General features: G+C 58.2%; 25 protein-coding genes. 17 read left to right on the forward strand and 8 right to left on the reverse strand.

The genetic code is table 11. The annotated features are described in order from the left end of the window. The first annotated feature begins 55 nt into the window (after positions 1–55). Genes AC2FNR_RS20845 through AC2FNR_RS20855 form a run of 3 tightly spaced genes read left to right on the forward strand, consistent with a single transcriptional unit; the run spans position 56 to position 4619 of the window. Positions 56–523 (forward strand): MarR family winged helix-turn-helix transcriptional regulator, encoded by a 468-nt coding sequence (locus AC2FNR_RS20845; protein WP_496851207.1) that lies wholly within the window; start codon positions 56–58, stop codon positions 521–523. Continuing rightward, complete coding sequence (locus tag AC2FNR_RS20850) at positions 520–1557, forward strand: efflux RND transporter periplasmic adaptor subunit (RefSeq protein WP_496851208.1); 1038 nt, start codon at positions 520–522, stop codon at positions 1555–1557. Before AC2FNR_RS20845 ends, AC2FNR_RS20850 begins: the two co-directional genes overlap by 4 nt. 11 nt (positions 1558–1568) lie before the next feature. Beyond that, the gene (locus AC2FNR_RS20855) at positions 1569–4619 is read left to right on the forward strand and encodes an efflux RND transporter permease subunit (protein WP_496851210.1); all 3051 of its coding nucleotides are present in this window, start codon (positions 1569–1571) and stop codon (positions 4617–4619) included. Positions 4620–4672: 53 nt separating this feature from the next. Here the strand turns inward: AC2FNR_RS20855 and carB are convergent, their stop codons facing one another. Beyond that, complete coding sequence (gene carB, locus AC2FNR_RS20860) at positions 4673–8017, reverse strand: carbamoyl-phosphate synthase large subunit (protein WP_496851212.1); 3345 nt, start codon at positions 8015–8017, stop codon at positions 4673–4675. 176 nt (positions 8018–8193) lie between these two features. Here carB and AC2FNR_RS20865 point away from each other — a divergent pair, with 176 nt between their 5' ends. The 4 genes from AC2FNR_RS20865 (at position 8194) to aspS (ending at position 12446) form a co-directional block, all read left to right on the forward strand. Further along, complete coding sequence (locus AC2FNR_RS20865) at positions 8194–9321, forward strand: aminodeoxychorismate synthase component I (RefSeq protein WP_480496958.1); 1128 nt, start codon at positions 8194–8196, stop codon at positions 9319–9321. Beyond that, complete coding sequence (locus AC2FNR_RS20870) at positions 9276–9923, forward strand: aminotransferase class IV family protein (protein WP_496851214.1); 648 nt, start codon at positions 9276–9278, stop codon at positions 9921–9923. Before AC2FNR_RS20865 ends, AC2FNR_RS20870 begins: the two co-directional genes overlap by 46 nt. Next, positions 9920–10591 carry a CPBP family intramembrane glutamic endopeptidase gene (locus AC2FNR_RS20875; protein WP_496851216.1) on the forward strand — a complete coding sequence of 224 codons (672 nt, stop codon included), beginning with the start codon at positions 9920–9922 and terminating at the stop codon, positions 10589–10591. The genes AC2FNR_RS20870 and AC2FNR_RS20875 overlap by 4 nt, the downstream gene beginning before the upstream one ends. Before the next feature lie 79 nt (positions 10592–10670). After that, on the forward strand, positions 10671–12446 hold the full coding sequence (aspS, locus tag AC2FNR_RS20880; RefSeq protein ID WP_496851218.1) for an aspartate--tRNA ligase: 1776 nt from the start codon (positions 10671–10673) through the stop codon (positions 12444–12446). Positions 12447–12629: 183 nt separating this feature from the next. Here aspS and AC2FNR_RS20885 read toward each other — a convergent pair whose 3' ends face one another. After that, a complete protein-coding gene (locus AC2FNR_RS20885; protein WP_170753332.1) occupies positions 12630–13346 on the reverse strand; it encodes a response regulator in 717 nt (238 codons plus the stop codon). Positions 13347–13483: 137 nt separating this feature from the next. On the opposite strand from AC2FNR_RS20885, the gene mce reads away from it, so the two are divergent. Continuing rightward, positions 13484–13888, forward strand: coding sequence for a methylmalonyl-CoA epimerase (gene mce, locus AC2FNR_RS20890; RefSeq protein WP_170352375.1), 405 nt, complete (start codon positions 13484–13486; stop codon positions 13886–13888). Positions 13889–13904: 16 nt separating this feature from the next. Further along, positions 13905–14180, forward strand: a complete 276-nt coding sequence (locus AC2FNR_RS20895; protein ID WP_170352376.1) for a DUF1467 family protein — start codon at positions 13905–13907, stop codon at positions 14178–14180. Positions 14181–14183: 3 nt separating this feature from the next. Here the strand turns inward: AC2FNR_RS20895 and AC2FNR_RS20900 are convergent, their stop codons facing one another. After that, positions 14184–14879, reverse strand: coding sequence for an EI24 domain-containing protein (locus AC2FNR_RS20900; RefSeq protein ID WP_496851481.1), 696 nt, complete (start codon positions 14877–14879; stop codon positions 14184–14186). Beyond that, positions 14879–15457 carry a nitroreductase family protein gene (locus AC2FNR_RS20905; RefSeq protein WP_170753328.1) on the reverse strand — a complete coding sequence of 193 codons (579 nt, stop codon included), beginning with the start codon at positions 15455–15457 and terminating at the stop codon, positions 14879–14881. Before AC2FNR_RS20905 ends, AC2FNR_RS20900 begins: the two co-directional genes overlap by 1 nt. A 136-nt stretch (positions 15458–15593) precedes the next feature. On the opposite strand from AC2FNR_RS20905, the gene AC2FNR_RS20910 reads away from it, so the two are divergent. Continuing rightward, on the forward strand, positions 15594–15869 hold the full coding sequence (locus AC2FNR_RS20910) for a DUF167 domain-containing protein (protein WP_496851221.1): 276 nt from the start codon (positions 15594–15596) through the stop codon (positions 15867–15869). Here AC2FNR_RS20910 and AC2FNR_RS20915 read toward each other — a convergent pair. Then, entirely contained in the window at positions 15857–16105 is a 249-nt protein-coding gene (locus AC2FNR_RS20915; protein ID WP_480867977.1) for a DUF8831 family protein, read from the reverse strand. The genes AC2FNR_RS20910 and AC2FNR_RS20915 overlap by 13 nt on opposite strands. A 123-nt stretch (positions 16106–16228) precedes the next feature. Here AC2FNR_RS20915 and AC2FNR_RS20920 point away from each other — a divergent pair, with 123 nt between their 5' ends. The 5 genes from AC2FNR_RS20920 to AC2FNR_RS20940 all read left to right on the forward strand — a co-directional run bounded on the left by AC2FNR_RS20920 (position 16229) and on the right by AC2FNR_RS20940 (position 18162). After that, entirely contained in the window at positions 16229–16936 is a 708-nt protein-coding gene (locus tag AC2FNR_RS20920) for a M48 family metallopeptidase (protein WP_480867820.1), read from the forward strand. Further along, entirely contained in the window at positions 16933–17301 is a 369-nt protein-coding gene (locus tag AC2FNR_RS20925) for a YigZ family protein (protein ID WP_480867819.1), read from the forward strand. Before AC2FNR_RS20920 ends, AC2FNR_RS20925 begins: the two co-directional genes overlap by 4 nt. A 68-nt stretch (positions 17302–17369) precedes the next feature. Continuing rightward, positions 17370–17645 carry a DUF6455 family protein gene (locus AC2FNR_RS20930; protein ID WP_234899418.1) on the forward strand — a complete coding sequence of 92 codons (276 nt, stop codon included), beginning with the start codon at positions 17370–17372 and terminating at the stop codon, positions 17643–17645. A 35-nt stretch (positions 17646–17680) separates the two neighbouring features. Then, positions 17681–17905: a DUF6455 family protein gene (locus tag AC2FNR_RS20935; protein WP_496851482.1), complete on the forward strand. Its 225-nt coding sequence runs from the start codon at positions 17681–17683 to the stop codon at positions 17903–17905. After that, complete coding sequence (locus AC2FNR_RS20940) at positions 17905–18162, forward strand: DUF6455 family protein (RefSeq protein ID WP_170753320.1); 258 nt, start codon at positions 17905–17907, stop codon at positions 18160–18162. Before AC2FNR_RS20935 ends, AC2FNR_RS20940 begins: the two co-directional genes overlap by 1 nt. Here AC2FNR_RS20940 and AC2FNR_RS20945 read toward each other — a convergent pair. Next, a complete protein-coding gene (locus AC2FNR_RS20945) occupies positions 18159–18401 on the reverse strand; it encodes a CDGSH iron-sulfur domain-containing protein (RefSeq protein WP_170753318.1) in 243 nt (80 codons plus the stop codon). The genes AC2FNR_RS20940 and AC2FNR_RS20945 overlap by 4 nt on opposite strands. Before the next feature lie 216 nt (positions 18402–18617). Between AC2FNR_RS20945 and AC2FNR_RS20950 the strand changes: the two genes are divergently transcribed. Next, positions 18618–18806 (forward strand): hypothetical protein, encoded by a 189-nt coding sequence (locus tag AC2FNR_RS20950; protein ID WP_170352385.1) that lies wholly within the window; start codon positions 18618–18620, stop codon positions 18804–18806. Positions 18807–18931: 125 nt separating this feature from the next. Then, positions 18932–19288, forward strand: a complete 357-nt coding sequence (locus AC2FNR_RS20955; RefSeq protein ID WP_170352386.1) for a diacylglycerol kinase — start codon at positions 18932–18934, stop codon at positions 19286–19288. A 126-nt stretch (positions 19289–19414) separates the two neighbouring features. Here AC2FNR_RS20955 and AC2FNR_RS20960 read toward each other — a convergent pair whose 3' ends face one another. Beyond that, positions 19415–19657: a hypothetical protein gene (locus AC2FNR_RS20960; protein ID WP_496851225.1), complete on the reverse strand. Its 243-nt coding sequence runs from the start codon at positions 19655–19657 to the stop codon at positions 19415–19417. A 104-nt stretch (positions 19658–19761) separates the two neighbouring features. Next, positions 19762–21150, reverse strand: coding sequence for a 30S ribosomal protein S12 methylthiotransferase RimO (gene rimO, locus AC2FNR_RS20965; protein ID WP_496851227.1), 1389 nt, complete (start codon positions 21148–21150; stop codon positions 19762–19764). Position 21151: the final 1 nt, after the last annotated feature.

Genomic DNA, 21151 nt, shown 5'->3' on the forward strand with positions numbered 1-21151 from the left:
AATAGTTCATTTTTTGAAGTATATGACGCCCCGTGAACGGCAACGGATTCGGCACATGACATTCGACGACAGCGCACTGGTAAAGCGACTAAGCCCCGAAATGCAGGCCATGATGGGGGTCTATGCCCTCTATTGGAAGCTGGAAGAAAGCTTTGATTTGATGGAGGTCGAACTGACCCATCAAGAGTGTCACATGGTGATAAAGCTGGACCAACCCAAGCGTATGGGCGTTTTGGCGGCGGATATGCTGACGGTGCCATCCACAATCACGTCTACCGCTGATGCTTTGGAAACGGCAGGATACCTGACGCGAGAGCGCGATCCGGACGATCGTCGAGCCTTGCTGTTGGTGTTGTCCGACAAGGGGTTGGCGATGCGCCAGACTTTGGTGGCCGAGGCCGGGGCGCTGTTTCAGCGCGCATCCGGTTTGACGCCTGATGAAACGGCCGAATTTGCCCGGCTTGCCCGGAAAATCCGGGAAAACATTCTGAAAACGGGAATACCCGAGGGGTTGAAGAAATGAAATTGATCTCTGTTTTGGGCCTCGCCCTGACCATGCTGGCCACCACGGCCATGGCAGAAAGTGCTGCCAAGCCGGTCAAGCTGATGGTTGTGCAAGAAACTGCGCCCGGGTTTTCGCGGCAGTTCTTTGGCCGGGTCGCAGCGCGACAGACGGTTGATCTGGCTTTTCAGGTGGCGGGGCAAATCGTTGATATGCCGGTAACCGAAGGTTTCGTGATTCCCAAAGGCGAATTGATTGCGGAACTGGATCGTGAACCATTCCAGCGTCGCTACGACCGGGCTGTGCTGCAGAAAGATCAGGCGGACCGGACGCTGGCGCGCTTGTCCCGTCTGCGGGGAACTGCAGCAAGTCAAGTTGCTGTGGATGATGCCGAGACAGCGGCTCAGCTGGCGGATATTGCGGTGCGCGATGCGCTTTATGATCTAGAGCAGGCAACGCTAACAGCCCCCTTTGATGCTCTGGTTTCAAGCCGGGCAGTGGAATCCTTTACGACCGTCTCGGCGGGGACACCGATTGTGCGTATCCATGACATGTCCGAGCTACGCATCGAAGTCGACGTGCCCGAGATTTTGTTCCAGCGCTCGGGCCAGCAGGATGACATCACCATCACGGCGAAATTCCCTGTCAGTGACGAAGTATTCCCTCTGCAAATTCGGGAATTCGACGCCGAGTCGTCGAGCGTCGGTCAGACTTTCCGTATTCAATTCGGCCTGACACCGCCAGAAGGTCTGCAGATTCTTCCTGGGTCATCGGTAACGGTGAATGTGCAGGTGCAGGACCAACGTACAGGTATCGTTGTTCCGGCCACAGCGGTTGTTGCGGATGCGGAAGGTGTTTTGGGTGTCTTTGTCTTTTCGCCCGTCGGCGCGGATGAAGGCAGTGTCAAATGGGTCCCCGTGACCATTGAACCCACGGCATCGGGTGACGTAAGCGTCCTGTCCGGGCTGGAGGATGGCGATGAAATCGTGGTTGCCGGAGGCGGAGCGCTGATCGACGGGCAAGCCGTACGCCGCTTTGCCGGCTTTGCGAACTAAGGGGCGGACGCATGAATATCGCACGCGCATCCATAGACCGGCCAATCTATACGTGGTTGATCATCCTGATCGCCTTGTTCGGCGGCATCTGGGGTTTTCTGTCGCTTGGGCGACTGGAGGACCCGGCCTTTACCATCAAGAATGCTGTCATCGCCACGCAGTATCCCGGCGCAACGGCCGAGCAGGTGGCTCTGGAGGTATCGGAGCCACTGGAATCCGCCATTCAGCAGATGGGAGAGGTCAAAACCATCACCTCGCTCAACCAGCCGGGATTTTCGCTGATCGAGGTTGAGATCAAGTCAACCTATGACGGTACCGAGCTGCCCGAAGTCTGGACCAAGCTGCGCGCCAAGGTTCGCGACGCAGCCCGGGCGTTGCCGTCCGGAGTCGGCCAGCCGCTGGTCAACGATGGATTCGGCGACGTGTTCGGCCTTTTCTATGCAGTCACTGCGGATGGCTTTTCGGACGCTGAAAAACACGAACTATCCACGTTTCTGCGGCGCGAATTGCTGACGGTCGAAGGAGTGGCCGATGTCGAAGTCATGGGCCTGCCGCAAGAGGCGATTTTCGTCGAACCGGACTTGGCAATCTCGGTCAATCAGAACGTGCCGCTGCAGGCAATCAACGATGCGATTGCCAATGCGGATTCGGTGAACGCATCAGGCTCGTTGCGGTCTGCAGATGACCGAACAACGGTCCTGACCGCCGAAGGCTCCGACACTGTTTCGGCCATTGCGGGTCTGTCCGTTGGGTCGCAGGGGCAGGTGATCAACCTGTTTGACATGTCAAATGTGTACCGCGGCCGCCAGACCGACCCGGATGTCATCATCCGCTTTAACGGGGAAGAAGCCTTTACGCTGGGCATTGCGGGGCTGTCGACCGAGAACATTGTCGAGGTTGGCAAGCGCGCAGACGAGAAATTTGCCGAACTTGACGGGCAAATCCCCTACGGTGTCGAAATCCTGCCGATCTATCAGCAGCACGTGGTCGTCGAGCAAGCCTCGAACGATTTTCTGTTGAACCTTGCGATGTCGGTGGCAATCGTCGTTCTTGTCCTGGCCTTGTTCATGGGTTGGCGGGCCGCGATTGTCGTCGGCTCGACGCTGTTGCTGACCGTTGTCGGGACGTTGCTGTTCATGGCGCTGTTTTCCATCGAGATGGAACGGATTTCCCTAGGGGCCCTGATTATTGCGATGGGTATGCTGGTCGACAACGCCATCGTGGTCGCCGAAGGAATGCAAATCGCAATGTTGCGGGGCAAAAACTCGCGCGATGCAGCGGACGAGGCCGCGTCCAAAACCCAAATTCCGCTTTTGGGGGCGACCATCATCGGCATCATGGCTTTCGCCGGGATAGGCTTAAGCCCGGACGCGACCGGAGAGTTCATGTTCTCGCTGTTTGCCGTCATCGGAATATCACTTTTGCTGAGCTGGATTCTGGCCCTGACGGTTACTCCGATGCTGGGACATTACTTTTTCAAGCAGGGTAAAGCTGGTGCAATTGATGCCTATGGCGGTATCATGTTCCGCGTCTACGGAGCGATCCTAAGATGGGCATTGCGGTTCCGCTGGTTGGTGATTGCCTTGTTGATGTCTGTCACCGTGGCATGCTTTGCCGGGTTCGGGCTGGTGAAACAGCAGTTCTTTCCCGACTCGAACACGCCGCTGTTCTTCGTCCATTACAACCTGCCGCAAGGAACGCCGATCGCGCGGACCGCTGAGGATATGGCGGTTTTCGAAGAGTGGCTGGCCAACCGGGATGATGTAGTGTCCGTCGCCACCTTTGTCGGGCAGGGCGCGACCCGTTTCCTGCTAACTTATGAGGCAGAAAAACCCAATCCAAGTTACGGCCACCTGATCATCCGTACCAGGACGCTGGAGGACATCCCCCCGCTGCGTGCCGAACTTGCGGAATTTGGTCAGGCGCAATTTCCTGAAGGAAAGTTTCGTACAAGACGACTGATCTTTGGTCCGGGTGGAGGCGATCCGATCCAGGCCCGCTTCTCGGGCAGTGACCCGGTTGTGCTGCGCCAGCTTGCGGATGAGGCTGTGTTGCGGATGCGGGATGCGTCGCAAAACGCGCTACACGTTCATCATGACTGGCGTGAAAAGTCGTTGGCCGTCCAGCCGATCTATGCGACCGAACGTGCGCAGACGGCGGGTGTTACGCGCGAGGATATTGCGGCCACGCTACAGTTTTCGACCGATGGAATCACGGGCGGCGTTTTCCGCGAAAGGGATCGCCTGATCCCGATCATCCTGCGTCGACCGGCGGACGGAGATTATTCGATCGTGGACCAGGTCGTGTTCTCGGACCAATCCGAGCGCTTTGTTCCTATCGAACAGATGGTGGATGGGTTCGAATACAAGGCGTTGAACACGCTTGTGCACCGAAGGGACAGGGTTCTGACCATCACAGTTGGCGCGGATATTCCGGCGGGATTCACGGCGGCTCAGGTCCATTCCGAGGTCCGTGAGGCCATCGAAAGCATGGACCTTCCTGCAGGGTATCGGATGGAATGGGGTGGTGAGTTCGAAAATGCCGGCGAAGCGAATGAAAGCCTTGGGCGTCAACTGCCGCTGAGCTTGCTGATCATGGTGCTGATCTCGGTGCTGATCTTTAACGCGATCCGTCAGCCGATCATCATCTGGTTGCTTGTGCCTATGTCGGTCAATGGGGTGGTCTTGGGCTTGCTGGGCACCGGATTGCCCTTCACGTTTACGGCGCTGCTTGGGCTGCTGAGTCTCTCGGGGATGTTGATCAAGAACGGAATCGTTCTGGTCGAAGAGATCGATCTGGTACGCGAAACCGGCAAAGGGCTGCGCGAGTCGATCATTGAAGCCTCGGTCTCGCGTCTGCGTCCTGTGATGCTGGCAGCGATCACCACCATTCTTGGGATGGCGCCGCTGTTGACGGATGCATTCTTCAAATCGATGGCGGTGACGATCATGGGCGGACTGGCTTTTGCCACGATCCTGACCATGGTGGCGGCGCCGGTGTTCTACATGGTGTTCTTCCTGCCGGAATACCGGCGAAAGTCCGCGCCGCAACCTGTTGTTTAAATGAAAAACCCCCGGTCATCGACCGGGGGCTTTGCTTTATTCTGGTGCGGGGGTCAGCCCTGAAGAGATTTGACCTCGACATCGCCCTCGGCCTGCGCCTTGATCGCCAAAGCGGCTGCATGGCTGGCGGCCGCTGTGGTGAAATAGGGGATCTTGTCATAGAGCGCGATCGACCGGATGGCTTTGCTGTCTTCGACCGCCTGCGCACCTTCAGTGGTGTTCATCACCAATTGTACCTGACCGTCTTTCAACATGTCTGCCACGTCCGGACGACCTTCATAGACCTTGTTGACTACGTCGCAGGCCACACCCTGTTTCGCCAGCCATGATTGCGTGCCGCGCGTGGCAACCAGCGTAAAGCCCTGTGCCGTCAGCACCTGCGCCGCCTCAAGCATCGAGGGTGTTTTGTCGGCATCCTTGATCGAGATAAATGCGCGGCCCTCAGACGGCAGAACCATACCAGCGCCCATCTGCGCCTTGAGGAAGGCACGCGGGAAGTCGCGGTCCCAGCCCATGACCTCGCCGGTCGAGCGCATTTCCGGCCCCAGAATGGTGTCGACACCGGGGAAGCGGGCGAAGGGCAGCACCGCCTCTTTCACCGAGAACCACGGCATGTCCGGGTCGGCCAGCGTCATCTGGTCGGCAATCTTGGTGTCTTGACCTTCTTTGTAGGCAGGGCGCATCGGGAAGGTCGAGAGCTTCTCACCAGCCATGATACGCGCCGCGATGGACGCAATCGCGCTGTCGGTCGCCTTGGCGACGAACGGCACGGTCCGCGAAGCACGGGGGTTCACTTCGATCAGGTAGATTTCATCGTCCTTGATCGCGAACTGCACGTTCATCAGGCCCACGACGTTCAGCGCCTTGGCCAGTTTGAACGCCTGATCCTTGACCTGGTCGAGGATATCTTTGGACAGCGAGTAAGGCGGAAGTGAACAGGCCGAGTCGCCCGAATGCACACCGGCCTCTTCGATATGCTGCATAATGCCGGCCACATGCACATCAGCGCCGTCGCACAGCGCATCGACATCCAGTTCGACCGCGCCGGCCAGATAGCTGTCCAGCAAAACGGGGCTATCGCCCGAGACCACTACGGCCTCGTTAATATAACGTTTTAATTGCTCCATATCGCGCACGATCTCCATTGCGCGTCCGCCCAGCACGTAAGAAGGGCGGATCACCAGCGGGAAACCGATCTCGTCCGCGATCTCAAGCGCCTGTTCATCGGTCGAGGCGATGCCGTTCTTGGGCTGTTTCAAGCCCAGTTCGTTGACCAGCGCTTGGAAGCGTTCGCGGTCTTCGGCAAGGTCGATGGCGTCGGGCGTGGTGCCAAGGATAGGAATGCCTTCGGCCTCAAGCGCGTTGGCCAGTTTCAGCGGGGTCTGACCACCGAACTGAACGATCACACCGTGCAGCGTGCCGTTTTCCTGTTCCTTGGTCAGGATTTCCATGACGTGTTCAAAGGTCAGCGGCTCAAAGTACAGGCGGTCCGAGGTGTCATAGTCGGTGCTGACGGTCTCGGGGTTGCAGTTGACCATGATGGTCTCATAGCCCTGTTCGGTCAGCGCGAAACATGCGTGACAGCAGCAATAGTCGAACTCTATTCCCTGACCGATCCGGTTGGGACCACCGCCGAGGATGACAACCTTTTTACGGTCGCTTGGGCGGGCTTCGCATTCGACCTCGCCCATCATCGGGGCCTCATAGGTCGAGTACATATAGGGTGTCTGCGCCTCGAACTCGGCGGCGCAGGTGTCGATGCGCTTGAATACAGCGTGCACACCAAGGTTGCGGCGGGCGCGGCGGATATTGGCCTCGTCCCGGCCAGTCAGGTTGCCCAGACGCGCGTCGGTGAAGCCCAGCATTTTCAGTTTGCGGATACCGTCTTCGGTGACGGGCAGTCCCTCTTTGCGGACCTGACGCTCGGCGTCGATTATCTCGCGGATGCGGGCAAGGAACCACGGGTCGAACTTGGTTACGCCGAAAATCTCATCGTCGGTCAGACCATGGCGCATGGCCTGCGCGATGGTGCGTAGGCGATCCGGTGTCTGTTGGCTGATGGCCTTGATCACGGCGGCCTTGTCGTCGGCTTCATCCCATAGGCCAACGTTCAGGCCGGGGATTTCAATTTCATCAAAGCCGGTCAGGCCAGATTCCATCGAGGCCAGCGCCTTTTGCATCGATTCGTGGATCGTGCGGCCGATGGACATGGCCTCACCCACCGATTTCATTGCGGTGGTCAGGTAGGGTTCCGAGCCGGGGAACTTCTCGAAGGCGAATTTCGGGATTTTGGTGACGACATAGTCGATGGTCGGCTCGAAGGACGCAGGCGTGACCTTGGTGATGTCATTGTCCAGCTCATCCAGCGTGTAGCCCACGGCCAGTTTCGCGGCGATTTTCGCAATCGGGAAGCCGGTCGCCTTGGACGCCAGCGCAGACGAGCGCGACACGCGCGGGTTCATCTCGATCACGACCATGCGGCCATCGACGGGGTTGATCGCCCATTGCACGTTCGATCCGCCGGTCTCGACCCCGATCTCGCGCAGCACGGCAATCGAATGGTTGCGCATGATCTGGTATTCTTTGTCGGTCAATGTCAGGGCAGGGGCCACGGTAATCGAGTCACCCGTATGCACGCCCATCGGGTCGACGTTTTCGATGGAGCAGACGATGATGGCGTTGTCGGCGGTGTCGCGCACCACCTCCATCTCATATTCTTTCCAGCCCAGTAGGCTTTCGTCGATCAGGATCTGACCCACGGGGGATGCATCCATGCCTGTGCGGCAAATATGGATATAATCCTCGCGGTTATAAGCCACGCCGCCGCCGGTGCCGCCCAATGTAAAGGCGGGGCGGATGATGGCGGGCAGACCGACGGTCTCCAGCGTCTCAAGCGCCAGCGCCACGCCCGCGTCCAGATCTTTCTTGCCGTCCGCGTCCTTGGGGGCGGTCACAATCTCGGCCTTGGGGTTTTCGATGCCCAGCCGGTCCATCGCCTCGCGGAATAGCGCGCGGTCTTCGGCCATCTCGATGGCGTCACGCTTGGCGCCGATCATCTCGACGCCGAACTTGTCCAGCACGCCCATCTCTTCCAGCGCCAGCGAAGTGTTCAGCCCGGTCTGCCCGCCCATGGTGGGCAGCAGCGCGTCGGGGCGCTCTTTCTCGATGATCTTGGCAACAACTTCGGGGGTGATCGGCTCGATATAGGTGGCGTCGGCCAGACCGGGGTCGGTCATGATCGTGGCAGGGTTCGAGTTCACCAGAATGACCCGGTAGCCTTCTTCGCGCAGCGCTTTACATGCCTGAGCGCCGGAATAGTCGAACTCGCATGCCTGACCGATGACAATGGGGCCCGCCCCGATGATCATGATCGACTTGATGTCGGTTCTTCTCGGCATGGCCACGTTCCTTCAATTGTTCGCGAGTCAGGGCACCCCCAAGCGCCCAAATTGTCCTGCGTTATAGGGACAGCGCGAAAAGGTTCAAGGGGTATCGGAAACAGGGGTGAAATTGCCGCTTTCCCCTCTTTCCCTCGGCACCGTATTCTCTATACCGCGCAGCACGGCAAATGAGGATGCAGGTGCGTATTCGTTTCGATCAGGGCCCGGCCGGGCAAGGGACCACTTTTGACCGGCCCACGCAGGTGATCCGCGCCGACCGCGCGGAGGACGTGCCCCACGCGTTGGAGGCGCTGGATTCCGCGCGCGCGGATGGTGCGTGGTTGGCCGGTTATGCCAGCTATGAGCTTGGTTATGCGCTGGAGCCGAGGTTGTCCGCGCGGATGCCCGAGGGCCGTCGCCTGCCATTGCTATGCTTTGGCGTCTTTGACGCGCCAGCCCAAAGCGACTTGCCTGCGCCTGCGGGCGGAGTGACCGGTTTCGCGCCTCGCTGGGACGAAGCGCGTTATACTCGCGCCTTCAACCGAGTGCACGAGGCCATCGGCGCGGGCGATATCTATCAGGCAAACCTGACCCTTCCGATTGACCTGATGCTCGAAGGCGCCAGCGCTGCGCTTTATGCAGCGCTGGCGGCGGGTCAGCCCGTGGGCCACGGCGCGCTTGTACAGCAGGACGGGTTGCCTGACTTGCTCAGCCGCTCGCCCGAGCTGTTTTTCCGTACCGATGCCGACCGTTTGATCGAAACGCGCCCGATGAAAGGCACCCAACCGCGCAGCGAAGACTTGGCCGAAGACGCCCGCCGCCGCGATTTCCTGTCGACCGATGCAAAGAACCGGGCGGAGAACCTGATGATCGTCGACCTGCTGCGCAACGATATCAGCCGTGTGGCGCTGCCCGGTTCGGTCAACGTGCCCGAACTGTTCAAGGTCGAAACTTATGCGACCGTGCATCAGATGATCTCGCTGGTGCAGGCGCAGCTGCATCTGGGGGCCGAGCTTTCGGACATTCTGATGGCGCTTTTCCCCTGCGGCTCGATCACCGGCGCGCCCAAAATCCGCGCGATGGAGATTCTGTCCGACCTCGAACCCTGGCCGCGCGACATCTATTGCGGTGCCATCGGCTGGGCCGCGCCGGATGGGCGGTCGGAATTTAACGTTGCCATCCGCACGCTGATGGTCGAGGGCGGCAAGGCCACACTGAATGTGGGCGGCGGCGTGGTCTGGGACAGCACCGCCCCATCCGAATATGAGGAGGCGCTATGGAAAGCCCGCTTCGCCCGCCAGATGATCCTGACTTCCGCCTGATCGAAACGCTGGCCTTCCGGCCGGGGCAGGGGTTTGTGCGCCGTGATCGCCATTTGGCCCGCATGGGTCGCTCCGCTGCGGCGCTAGGAGTGCCGTTTGATCGGGACCGAGCTATTGCCGCTTTGGAAGGTGTCGCGGGTCCATCCCCTCTGCGTTGTCGCCTGACGCTGGACGCAGCGGGCGCTGTAGAGGTGACGACCGGCGCACTGGCCGAGAACCCGCCGCTCTGGCGGGTGGCAATAGCGGACCAGCGTCTGCAGGCCTCGGATGTATGGTTGCAGCACAAGACAACGCAGCGCGCTTTGTACGATGACGCCCGCGCATCGCTGCCACCGGGGATAGATGAGTTGCTGTTCCTGAACGAGCGCGATGAACTTTGTGAGGGCACGATCACCAACTTGTTTGTACACATGGCGGATGGCCGGCGATTGACACCTGCGTTGTTCAGCGGCGTCCTGCCTGGCATTCTGCGCGAAGAATTGCTGGATAATAAACAGGTTACCGCAGCCCCGGTGACCTTGACCGAACTGCAAAACGCGGAAAAACTCTATGTCGGAAATTCTCTACGTGGTCTGATCCGGGCGGAGTTGGCAATACAGTGAGCAAACAAACCGATTGGGCCGAAAGTGCGGCACCGCTATTGCGGTTGCGGCTCGAGTTCTGTCTGTTTTTTGTTGCAGTACCGGTGTTGATCGCGGTGTTTTTCCCGCCGAACTGGATGTTTCCGTCGCTATTTACCTTTACGGCCATCGGCATCGTCCTGCTGCATTACACACCGGGATTTGCGTGGGCAGAGCTTCGATACAACCCGTACAACTGGTCCTGGACCGAAGTCGCCATTTTCGCAATCTTGATGACCGGGATCTGTGTGGCCGTGGTCATGATCGCCCGGCCCGAGGCGGCCTTTTTCCTGCTGCGCGAACGGCCGCAGATGCTGTTGGTGATCTGCATGTTCTATCCGATTGTCTCGGCCCTACCGCAAGAGCTACTCTTCCGGTCGCTGTTCTTCCGCCGCTATCATGCAATTCTGCCGGGCGAGCGCGCGGCCTATCTACTGAACGCCGCGCTGTTTTCGCTGGCTCACCTGATGTACTGGAGCTGGATCGTCGCCATCATGACCTTTGCGGGCGGGCTGCTGTTCACCTGGGCCTATCGCAGGCGCGGTTCGTTTTTCTACGCAGTGCTGCTGCACGCAATTGCCGGGAACATCATCTTTGCGGTCGGTCTGGGCATCTATTTCTACTCGGGCAACGTGCAAAGGCCGTTTTGAGCGGGATACCTGCCTTGACTTTCGCGGCCCGACGGGGTGTATCGGCGCGACGAATTCTGCGCCCGAAGGGATATGATCCATGCACGCCTATCGCAGCCACACCTGCGCCGCTCTGACCGCCGCCAATGTCGGTGAAACCGTCCGCCTGTCCGGCTGGGTGCATCGGGTTCGCGACCACGGTGGCGTGCTGTTCATCGACCTGCGCGATCACTTTGGTGTGACCCAAGTTCTGTGCGACGGCGACAGCGCCGCCTTTGCCGAGCTGGAAAAAGTACGCTCCGAATGGTGTATCCGCATCGACGGTACCGTCAAAGCGCGCGACCCGGAACTGGTGAACCCGAAACTGCCCACCGGTGAGGTTGAAGTCTACGTGCGCGAGCTAGAGGTGCTGGGCGCAGCCGACGAACTGCCGTTGATGGTGTTCGGTGATCAGGAATACCCTGAGGAAACCCGCCTGCGCTATCGCTATCTGGACCTGCGTCGGGAGGCGATGCAGCAAAACATGACCCTGCGCTCGGACGTTGTGTCCTCGATGCGTCGCCGCATGTGGGATCAGGGCTTCCGCGAATATCAGACGCCGATCATCACGGCGTCCTCTCCCGAAGGCGCGCGCGACTTTCTAGTGCCCTCGCGCCTGCATCCGGGTAAGTTCTATGCGCTGCCGCAGGCCCCGCAGCAGTTCAAACAGCTGATCATGGTGTCGGGCTTCGACAAGTATTTCCAGATCGCGCCGTGCTTCCGCGATGAAGACCCGCGCGCCGACCGCTCGCCCACCGATTTCTATCAGCTTGACCTTGAGATGTCCTTTGTTGAGCAGCAGGACGTGTTTGACACGATCCAGCCCGTTCTGACCGGTGTGTTCGAAGAATTCGGCGGTGGCCGCAAAGTGGATCAGGAATGGCCACAGATATCCTACAAGGACGCGGCGCTGTGGTACGGCAGCGACAAGCCCGACCTGCGGAACCCTATTAAAATGCAAGTGGTTTCCGACCACTTCCGCGGGTCTGGCTTCGCGATTTTCGCAAAGCTGTTGGAGCAGGACGGCACCGAAATCCGCGCTATCCCAGCGCCGACCGGCGGCAGCCGCAAATTCTGTGACCGTATGAATGCGTTTGCGCAAAAAGAGGGCCTGCCGGGGATGGGTTACATCTTCTGGCGTGATCAGGGCGAAGGGATGGAGGCCGCAGGTCCGCTGGCCAAGAACATCGGTCCTGAGCGTACCGAGGCGATCCGTCAGCAGCTGGGTCTTGGCGTCGGCGATGCCGCGTTCTTCTTGGGCGGCAAGCCGAAAGCCTTTGAAAAGGTCGCCGGTAAGGCGCGTGATGTTATTGGCGAAGAGCTTGGCCTGACCGAGAAAGACCGCTTTGCCTTTGCCTGGATCGTCGATTTCCCGATCTATGAGCAGGACGAAGAAACCGGCGCGATCGACTTTGAACATAACCCGTTCTCGATGCCGCAGGGCGGGATGGAGGCGCTGAACGGCAACCCTCTGGACGTGCGCGGCTATCAGTACGATCTGGCCTGCAACGGGTATGAGCTGGTCTCAGGTGCGATCAGGAACCACAAGCCCGAGATCATGTTGAAAGCTTTTGAGCTGGCAGGCTATGGCGCGGATGAGGTGAAATCCCGCTTTGGTGCGCTGTTCAACGCGTTCCACTATGGCGCACCGCCCCACGGTGGTTGTGCTGCAGGTATCGACCGGATCGTGATGTTGCTGGCGGATGAAGCCAACATCCGCGAAGTCATGATGTTCCCGATGAACCAGCGCGCCGAAGATTTGATGATGGACGCTCCGTCCGATCCAAGCTCGGATCAGTTGATGGAACTGGGACTGAGGATCATCCCGCAGGAATAACAAAAACCCGTCGCATCCTTTGCGGCGGGTTTTTTCTGTACGCCAAGCTATATCCGTCCGGTCTTTTCCAGCGGATCGCTGACTTCGTCGCGGGCTGCACTAATATTGCGTGCTGCAAGTCTTGCCTGGCAATAAGCCCACAGGCAGACCAAACCTGCGGTTACAAAATAGGCGGTTGCCATCTCAGATAGCCTCGCGCTGTTCAAGTCGTGCCTGAACAATGCCGGCCACCTGAGCCGCAAGTGCCGTTACCGGAGTGCCACTCGCGCGTGACTCAGCAAGTTTGCTGGCAGCTTCAGCCAGAATCGCGTCTTCGGCATCGCGTGCAACGCCACGCAAGAACTGCGCCGCATAGTCCAAACTTCGGTGATCGTTCGGCCCGGCAAGAACATCAGCGATATGGGCCATATCGTCCTGATAGGCCATTGGGTCCGGGTGAATAACTTCGTCCCGGACAGCGTGCAGACTGTGAGGGCGGCGGTCCGCGGGCAGACGCTCTAAAATCGACTTCTGAAAATAGGAAAGGGATTTTAGGGGTTTGGCCAAAAACCCATCGGCCCCTGCGGTTTGCGCATCCTTCTGTGCGTAGTCATCCCCGGACATACCCAGAATGGCACCGATCCGCGGCACAGCCTCAGTTAGTTCGGCGATCAAATCAGCGCCTGACCCGTCAGGCAGGCCCATATCGACCAGAATTACCGAGGGGCGATAAATCTGCAGGTGTCTGCGGGCCGATTTCAAGCAATCTGCGCGTCGAATACGTGCGCCAGAGTGCAAACACATCAGGCGTATCGCATCGCAGGCATAGCGGCTGTCTTCGACAACCAAAATCGTTTGACCCAGCAGCGGCCGCGTCGCCGTTGGCTGCGCGGGCGAGGTGAAGGGGTTCGAATCGTCCATGGCAGAACTCCTATTCAGCAGATGCCTTCAGGCTAGGAACTTCTGGCTAACACGACGTTAACGGCAATTTGGCGCACTTGTTCTTTGCCCGGACACGCCCCATAACCGCTGCAACGCAGAGAACAGAGGAGAGTTCCATGATTGGTCGTCTGAACCACGTCGCCATCGCCGTGCCTGACCTAGAGGCCGCATCGGCGCAGTACCGCAACGCGCTGGGCGCCAAAGTCGGTGCACCGCAGGACGAGCCCGATCACGGGGTGACCGTTGTGTTCATCGAACTGCCAAACACCAAGATCGAACTGCTGTATCCGCTGGGCGATGACAGCCCGATCAACGGATTTCTGGAAAAGAACCCCGCTGGCGGCATCCACCATGTCTGCTATGAGGTCGAGGATATCATCGCGGCCCGTGATCATCTGAAGGAAACTGGCGCCCGCGTGCTGGGATCTGGTGAGCCCAAGATCGGGGCGCATGGCAAGCCGGTGCTGTTTCTGCACCCCAAGGACTTTAACGGCTGTCTGGTCGAGCTAGAACAGGTTTAACCGAAGCGAGGATGTCATGACCATTACTGCTGCACTCGTCCTGTTTGCCGTCATCTGGTTCATGACGTTGCTGATCGTGCTGCCGATCCGTATCAAGACGCAGGGGGATCTGAACGAGATCGTGCCGGGTACCCATGCGGGTGCGCCGGAAGTCCACCACATGAAAAAGAAGATGTGGATCACCACCGGAATTTCCGTGGTGCTGTGGGCGATTATTGCCGGGATCATCGTTTCCGGCGTGATCTCGGTCCGCGATTTCGACTGGCTGAACCAGTTGGAGCCCAGGGGATAACTGTCAGGGCGTCGGCCCTGACAGCTTGTGATAGATGTGGGTGAATGTAGCCGCACCGATGATCGGGATCACAAGGTTCACTAGCGGCACTGACAGCGGGATGGCCATCAGTGTGCCGGCAAGCCAAATGGTTGAAGTGTGTTTTGCGCGCAGCTTCCGCGCTTCGTCGCGCCCGATCCGGCGCATCGCGGCCAGAGTGAAATATTCCCGTCCCAGCAAGAAGCCATTCATGGCCCAAAAGATAAACGGAGCCAAAGGCGAGAAGATCACATAAAGGATCAACGCCAGAAGGTTGGCCACAATCAGCACGCCCATAAAGCTGAGCGCATCTCGGACACCGTCGCTAAACGGGATGCCGGGTACGGCGGGCAGCGTGGGATAATGCTTGTCTTCGACCGCCTGCGCGACCTCTTCGAGAAACATCGAAATGATGGCCGAGGCGACGGGCATCATCAAGAATACCGGTAGCACCAGAACGACAAAGATGCCCGAATAGTTCAGCACGTCGTTCAGCCATGAGACTGTACCGATCCAAGGCAATGAGATTTCACTGCTTGCCAACCAGTTAATCAACCAAATCGCCGCTGCGCAGCCCGCAATCAGAAGAATGATCGTTAACCCGACACCGCGTAAAAGGACCGAGCGGAACTTCGGGTCGCCGATCTGACCAAGCGCCGCGAAGAACGCGTTGAGGATCATCATTCGGACACCCATTCGATCAGTGCGGTCACATCGGGTCGGGGGCGTTCAGGCGGTGTGACAGATTCTGTGGCGATGTGGATAAAGCCTGCGATCCGTTCATTGTCCTTTAGACCCAAAGCTTCGCGGCAGAACTCGGGGTCATGCGATTGCCAGCCAGACAGCCAGTTTGCCCCCCAACCGGCCGCCAAAGCCGCGTTTAGCAAGCCAAGGCAAACCGTGCCTGCCGAATACGTTTGCTCGATTGAAGGCACCTTGTCAGACGGTTTTTGGACCTCAACCACAGCGACAGCCAACTGACCCATGTCGAATTGGCTGCGGGTCTTATTGATATCTTCCGGAGTTTTGCCCAAACGCTCGCCGCAGGTCTGTGTCAGGGCAGAAAGCCTGGGCATCGCGCCTTTCTCGATCACAATAAACCGCCACGGTTCCAGCTTGCCGTGATCGGGGCTGCGAGCGGCGGCTGTCAGCAAAGGCAACAGCTCTTCTCGGGTCGGGGCAGGGGCGACCAGCGTCTTTGCGGGCCGGGACCGGCGCGTTTGCAGAAACTCAAGGGCGGCCGGGTTCTTCAAGGACATATGTTAACTTCCTTCACATAGGCAGATTGTATCTGGTTGACCATCTGGCAGGTTTCAAGAGCAAACGGCTGGACTGCGAGGATCATTTCCATCCCACGCCATAGGGTGCAAGTGTGTTTGGGGACAGGAGGTCCGCATGGCAAAGCCAAAACTGCGAAACGTGCCGGATTTAACCGGCATTGCTCTTCCAGGGGCTGAGATCAACGTGAAGGTAACACCCAAAGCTGCCTTGGACCGGATCACGCTTGATGGCGGTTTAATTCGCGCCTACGTCACCGCCCCGCACGCCGAAGGTAAGGCCAACGACGCAGTGCGCCAGGTTCTTGCGATTGCGTTAGGCGTTCCGGCGACTTCACTGAAACTAAGGCGGGGGCAGACATCACGGGACAAGCTGTTTGTCTATGACCCTTGATCCGGTGTCTCGTGAATCTGGTAAACCCCCTCGGGCAGGTCAAGGGCAGCAGCCAGATCCCGAACCTGTTCGGGCGATAGTGTAATTTTTTGCACTGTGTCGGTCCGTGGATCCAATTGTTCCAGCGTGACGCATTCGGCAAAATTGTTGATGATTACGTCCTCCTGCAAAGGCTTTCGGCCCTCGTCCACCAGAGTAATCACTGTCGAGTCGAATTCATGCTCAATCGAAAACATGTGATCAGATTGCCGGGCGTTTAACGCCATTGCAACCCGTTCAAACGCATTCAACCAGTGGCGGTCTTATTCTGGGCGCGCTATGGTCGAAAAAAGCGGCAGGACTGTTTAAAGGGATGATGAATGCGCCGTCTGATTGCTTTGATTTTACCTGTGGTGTTGGCAGCTTGCACAGCCGATACGCTGCGTGTTCAACCCGCTGAAGACTGGCAACAGGATTCTGCTGGTTTTGCGGTTCAGGCAACCGCTTTTCAGGAGATCAGCCGGAGGGTGGGCCGACAGGCTCGCAGTGAATGCCTGAAACGGGAAGGTGTCAGGAATTGCGACTTTACCATTGTTGTTGACCTGAACCCAAAAGCCCCCGCAAATGCCTTTCAAACGCTGGACGATAAGGATCAGCCGGTAATCATCTTTACAAGGGCCATGATTCAGTCGGCTGAGAATGCGGATGAATTGGCCTTTGTTATGGGGCATGAGGCCGCCCATCACATCCTGCGGCACATTCCCCGGCAATCGGTGAATGCACGCGAAAGTGCTGCCATTTTTGGTGAACTGGCCCGGCTTGGCGGGGCGCAAGGTGCAGATGTGGAAGAGGCGCAGAAGCTAGGTGCTCAGGTCGGGGCGCAAGTCTATATCAAGGACTTCGAGCTCGAGGCCGACGCGCTTGGTACCGTTATCACTTACAAGGCAGGTTATAACCCACTTGTTGGGGCCAAGTACTTCGATCGCATTCTAGACCCCGAAGACAGTTTTCTAAGCACTCATCCGCCCAATGCAAAACGGGTTCAGGTTGTGGTGGATACAGCGCGCCAGCTTGGGTTGACGCAATGACCGGGTTGAAATGCTTGGGGGTGGTTCTGACTGACCGGGGATCAAAATACGCCGTGTCGGGTGCTCCGGTCGCATCGCGGGCCGATGTGGAAGTCGTTCTGAAGACGCTGAAATCGGATAAGAGTTATGCCAAGGCAACGCACAACACTTGGGCTGCGACACTGCCGACGGGTGCGTTAAAGGCGGACGACGGTGAAGCCGGGGCTGCCATGGTTATTCTGCGGATGATGGAACGTGCGGCTTTGGACGGGCACGTTATCATCGTAACGCGTTGGTATGGTGGTAAAAAACTGGGCGGAGACCGGTTCCGCCGCGTTCAGGATGCAACACGAGCCTATCTGGACCAGATCGTTGCAGAGTGTTGACCTGAGTCAAGGGCGTCGCAGCAGCTTTCGGATACTCTGATCAAAACGTGTCAGGGAAAGGATGCCGAATGCCCAGCCGAGAAACGTTGAAGCAGCACGCAAGTCTCGTTGATCGAATGGCAACGCGGGTCGGTATCGACCTTGAAGATGCGGCGATCCGGGGGGATGTCTCGATCGATCAGATATCAGAGGCGGTGCTGCGTTGCACGGAATGCGGAAATCCCGGACATTGCAAAACCCTAATGGAGCAAGACGCGACATCGCCGTCGGCACCAGAATATTGCCGCAATAAGGATCTGTTTTCTCAACTGGTCTCGTCGGCGGCTATGTCATGCAAAAATTAGGGAACGTTATGACTCATCTGCGGCTGGTGCTGCGTATGGGAAAGGCGACAGGCACAGATGTGACTTCGGCTCACCGACAAGGGCGTCTTAGTCAGCAGGATTGGGCAAGAATGGTGAGATCCTGTCAGGGATGCAATTGGGCCGAACGATGCCCAGACTGGCTGTCTGATGCTCAAAATGCGGTATGCGCGCCGCAGACCTGCCCAAACCGAGAGCGGTTTGCAGAACTAAAGGTGCAACAAATGCAGGAGACCCATTAATGCGGGACGTTCTAGGCGAAGTGGAGATGCATTTCTGGCTTACGCGGTCTATGGCCAGATGTATCGACCTATCGCTGTCGGAGGCAATGGCAGAGGGCAGGCTCAGTACAGATGACTACGCGACTATGGTGACGCGATGCAGGGCCTCGAAATGCAGCGGTCAATGCGCCAGATGGCTTGCGGACCAGCAAGCAGGGGCCGACAAGGCCCCCGGCTTTTGCGCCAATGCCGAGACTTTGAACGCCTTGAAGGCTTAGAGCTTTGAATGGGATCCGTCGCAAAGCGGCGGATTAGCGCTGTGTTTGCACCCGCAAAAAAACACCTTCTTGGTGCTTTCCGCGGTGTATTTTACCGGCTCAATACCGCTTCCCTTGTGAGACCCATCGCAAAACGGCTGGCGCTTAGACTGTCCGCACGCACACCAGAAGTAGTTTTTGCCCTCGGTCACCTCGACCGGGTATGGGGCTTTCTGAGCGATAATTGGCGCATCTGACATTTGGCTGCTCCTTTTCTTGGCGTGTGTTGTCCGATGGTTTTAGTTCAAATCCTCTGAAACTCCAGCAACGGTCGGATATTCCGCCACAACGGCGTAGAATTGCTGGCCTCACATTTTTGTGATCGGATTTGTTGCAAATTCGCCAGCGAAGTCGTATTTTGAGACTGGCCCCGAATTTCTGGGGAATATCAGGAAATTAATAAAGGAATGACGGACATGAAATTGAAATTCGCTACAGTTGGCGCGTTTGCATTGATCTTGGGCGCGTGTTCGCAACAGGAAGAACCGGCACCGGTTTATATCACTCCTGAATACGACAAGGTTGGAAACCCAAGCTGCCCTGCGGGTACTCAGCTGGCAACGACCGAAGCAGGTCAGACAGTTTGTGACCCGGTCGCACAATAACCATATCGCGGGCGACCTTCGCAGGGTCGCCCGTTTCCAGAAACGTGCCGCCCTTTGGGCGGTTTTTTCTTGCCTGCAGCCCCCGGATTGAGGTTTTGTCCGCTCTACTGTTATGCAGAGGGCGCATGAAAAACTTTCTGATCCGATTAAAACACCGCACAGTCTGGAGTTGGCAAGGACTGGCCGCCACGTGGCGCGACGAGTATTCGTTTCGTGTTTGGGGCTGGGCTAATCTCATTTCCGCTGGGCTTGCGGTTGCTTTGCCTCTTACAGGCAGTCTGCGCGCGCTAATCATCGTGCTGGGCATATTGGTTATGGTCGCCGAGCTGTTCAACACGGCGATCGAACGGGCTGTGGATCACACATCCACCGACCACAGCATATTGGCTGGTCAAGCCAAGGACGCCGCCAGCGCGGCGGTTGCGCTGACAGCCGTTGCCGCCGGGGTTGTATGGGTTATTGGCCTGATCACACTGATCTGACGTGGGCTATTTGATTCGATATCTTGCAAACCCACGATGGAATTTATGATGCCGAAACCCATGGCGTCGCGGCGTATAGTATTTATAGTATTTCTTTTTGTGCCGCTTGAACGACGATCGGTGGTGCTATTTTACCGGTTTCGCGTGATGTAATTTTGCTTTTGCAGCAGGTTTATGCACTTTCGGCGCGATAAAATGCCGATGTACCCGCGCTTTTCCGCGATGCGAAATGCCGAAGGATTTCACCCCGGAAAGCGTAACTTTGGCCGAACTGCCATGTCGGTGGTCAGCGGCGGCAGGGGCCGCAATCAGTTGAGCGGCAAGCACCGCCACTGCTAATTTCGCCGCGAAGGGACGCAGTTTAGTCATGATAACCCTCCTTCTTGCGTGTTGAGGTCTCATGTCTATGTGGGGCGCCGAGTGGTTGATCTCCAATAAACTCGGCTCACGCTTCGACTATAATCAATGACCGATCAGGCCAGTTTGCCCCAGAGATCGTATTCCCCCGCTTCATCCACTTCGACCGAGACAATATCGCCGGGTTTGAGATCCGCGAACTCTTCGTCAATGAACAAATTGCCATCGATCTCGGGCGCGTCGGCCTTGGTGCGGCAGGTGGCGGCCTCGTCATCGACCTCATCCACGATCACGTCCAGCGTTTGTCCAACCTTTGCGGCCAGCTTTGCCTCGGATATCGCCTGCGCCTTTTCCATGAAGCGTTCCCAGCGGTCCTGTTTGACCTCGGCCGGGACATGATCAGGCAGATCGTTCGAGCGCGCCCCGTCCACGTTTTCGTACTGAAAGCAGCCAACACGACCCAGCTGCGCCTCGTCCATCCAATCCAGCAAAGTCTGGAACTCGGCCTCGGTCTCACCGGGATAGCCGACGATAAAGGTCGAGCGCAGGGTGATATCGGGGCAGGTCGCGCGCCACGCGGCGATTTCGTCTAGCGTTTTGGCCGCCGCCGCCGGGCGTGCCATACGTTTCAGAACGTCTGGATGGGCGTGTTGGAATGGAATATCCAGATAAGGCAGCACGTTGCAGCCTGCATCGGCCATCAGCGGGATCAACTCGCGCACATGCGGATAGGGATAGACGTAGTGCAGGCGTACCCAGGCATCGAATTGCCCCAGCTCGCGCGCCAGATCGGTGATGTGGCTGCGGACCTCGCGATCTTTCCACGGGTTCACGTCATATTTGCGGTCCAACCCATAGGCCGACGTGTCCTGAGAGATCACCAGCAGCTCGCGCACGCCATTGTCGACCAGTTTTTCAGCCTCGCGCAGCACCGCGTGGGCCGGGCGGCTGGCCAGCTTACCGCGCATGTCGGGGATAATGCAGAACTTGCACTTGTGGTTACAGCCCTCGGATATTTTCAGATAGCTGTAATGGCGCGGGGTCAATTGCACGCTGGCGGCGGGCAGCAGGTCTACGAACGGATCGGGATCTGGTGGAACCGCCTGATGCACGGCGTCCAGCACCTGTTCATACTGATGTGGCCCGGTGACGGCCATGATGCGCGGATGATGCTCGCGGATGTAATCCGGCTCGGCCCCCAGACAGCCCGTGACGATAACCTTGCCGTTTTCGACCAGAGCTTCTCCGATTGCGTCCAGTGATTCTGCTTTGGCGCTGTCAAGGAACCCGCAGGTGTTCACGATCACGGCATCCGCCCCTGAATAGTCCGGAGAAATACCGTACCCTTCCGCCCGCAGACGGGTCAGGATGCGTTCACTGTCCACCAAAGCCTTGGGGCAACCCAGCGACACCATACCAATGGTCGGCTGGTTCGCGCGGGGCGCTTCGGTGATCCGGGCGGCAGGCGCCAGGTCGGGGCGGAGGTTCGGCGGGTTTGTACTCATG

The sequence above is a fragment of the Ruegeria sp. SATB045 genome (assembly GCF_059613525.1).

Bases quoted from the DNA above. Each gene is read 5' to 3' on its own strand.
- AC2FNR_RS20845 (WP_496851207.1), top strand. From the start codon at position 56: ATGACATTCGACGACAGCGCACTGGTAAAGCGACTAAGCCCCGAAATG.
- AC2FNR_RS20850 (WP_496851208.1), top strand. From the start codon at position 520: ATGAAATTGATCTCTGTTTTGGGCCTCGCCCTGACCATGCTGGCCACC.
- AC2FNR_RS20855 (WP_496851210.1), top strand. From the start codon at position 1,569: ATGAATATCGCACGCGCATCCATAGACCGGCCAATCTATACGTGGTTG.
- carB (WP_496851212.1), bottom strand. From the start codon at position 8,017: ATGCCGAGAAGAACCGACATCAAGTCGATCATGATCATCGGGGCGGGC.
- AC2FNR_RS20865 (WP_480496958.1), top strand. From the start codon at position 8,194: ATGCAGGTGCGTATTCGTTTCGATCAGGGCCCGGCCGGGCAAGGGACC.
- AC2FNR_RS20870 (WP_496851214.1), top strand. From the start codon at position 9,276: ATGGAAAGCCCGCTTCGCCCGCCAGATGATCCTGACTTCCGCCTGATC.
- aspS (WP_496851218.1), top strand. From the start codon at position 10,671: ATGCACGCCTATCGCAGCCACACCTGCGCCGCTCTGACCGCCGCCAAT.
- AC2FNR_RS20885 (WP_170753332.1), bottom strand. From the start codon at position 13,346: ATGGACGATTCGAACCCCTTCACCTCGCCCGCGCAGCCAACGGCGACG.
- mce (WP_170352375.1), top strand. From the start codon at position 13,484: ATGATTGGTCGTCTGAACCACGTCGCCATCGCCGTGCCTGACCTAGAG.
- AC2FNR_RS20895 (WP_170352376.1), top strand. From the start codon at position 13,905: ATGACCATTACTGCTGCACTCGTCCTGTTTGCCGTCATCTGGTTCATG.
- AC2FNR_RS20900 (WP_496851481.1), bottom strand. From the start codon at position 14,879: ATGATCCTCAACGCGTTCTTCGCGGCGCTTGGTCAGATCGGCGACCCG.
- AC2FNR_RS20905 (WP_170753328.1), bottom strand. From the start codon at position 15,457: ATGTCCTTGAAGAACCCGGCCGCCCTTGAGTTTCTGCAAACGCGCCGG.
- AC2FNR_RS20910 (WP_496851221.1), top strand. From the start codon at position 15,594: ATGGCAAAGCCAAAACTGCGAAACGTGCCGGATTTAACCGGCATTGCT.
- AC2FNR_RS20915 (WP_480867977.1), bottom strand. From the start codon at position 16,105: ATGTTTTCGATTGAGCATGAATTCGACTCGACAGTGATTACTCTGGTG.
- AC2FNR_RS20920 (WP_480867820.1), top strand. From the start codon at position 16,229: ATGCGCCGTCTGATTGCTTTGATTTTACCTGTGGTGTTGGCAGCTTGC.
- AC2FNR_RS20925 (WP_480867819.1), top strand. From the start codon at position 16,933: ATGACCGGGTTGAAATGCTTGGGGGTGGTTCTGACTGACCGGGGATCA.
- AC2FNR_RS20930 (WP_234899418.1), top strand. From the start codon at position 17,370: ATGCCCAGCCGAGAAACGTTGAAGCAGCACGCAAGTCTCGTTGATCGA.
- AC2FNR_RS20935 (WP_496851482.1), top strand. From the start codon at position 17,681: ATGGGAAAGGCGACAGGCACAGATGTGACTTCGGCTCACCGACAAGGG.
- AC2FNR_RS20940 (WP_170753320.1), top strand. From the start codon at position 17,905: ATGCGGGACGTTCTAGGCGAAGTGGAGATGCATTTCTGGCTTACGCGG.
- AC2FNR_RS20945 (WP_170753318.1), bottom strand. From the start codon at position 18,401: ATGTCAGATGCGCCAATTATCGCTCAGAAAGCCCCATACCCGGTCGAG.
- AC2FNR_RS20950 (WP_170352385.1), top strand. From the start codon at position 18,618: ATGAAATTGAAATTCGCTACAGTTGGCGCGTTTGCATTGATCTTGGGC.
- AC2FNR_RS20955 (WP_170352386.1), top strand. From the start codon at position 18,932: ATGAAAAACTTTCTGATCCGATTAAAACACCGCACAGTCTGGAGTTGG.
- AC2FNR_RS20960 (WP_496851225.1), bottom strand. From the start codon at position 19,657: ATGACTAAACTGCGTCCCTTCGCGGCGAAATTAGCAGTGGCGGTGCTT.
- rimO (WP_496851227.1), bottom strand. From the start codon at position 21,150: ATGAGTACAAACCCGCCGAACCTCCGCCCCGACCTGGCGCCTGCCGCC.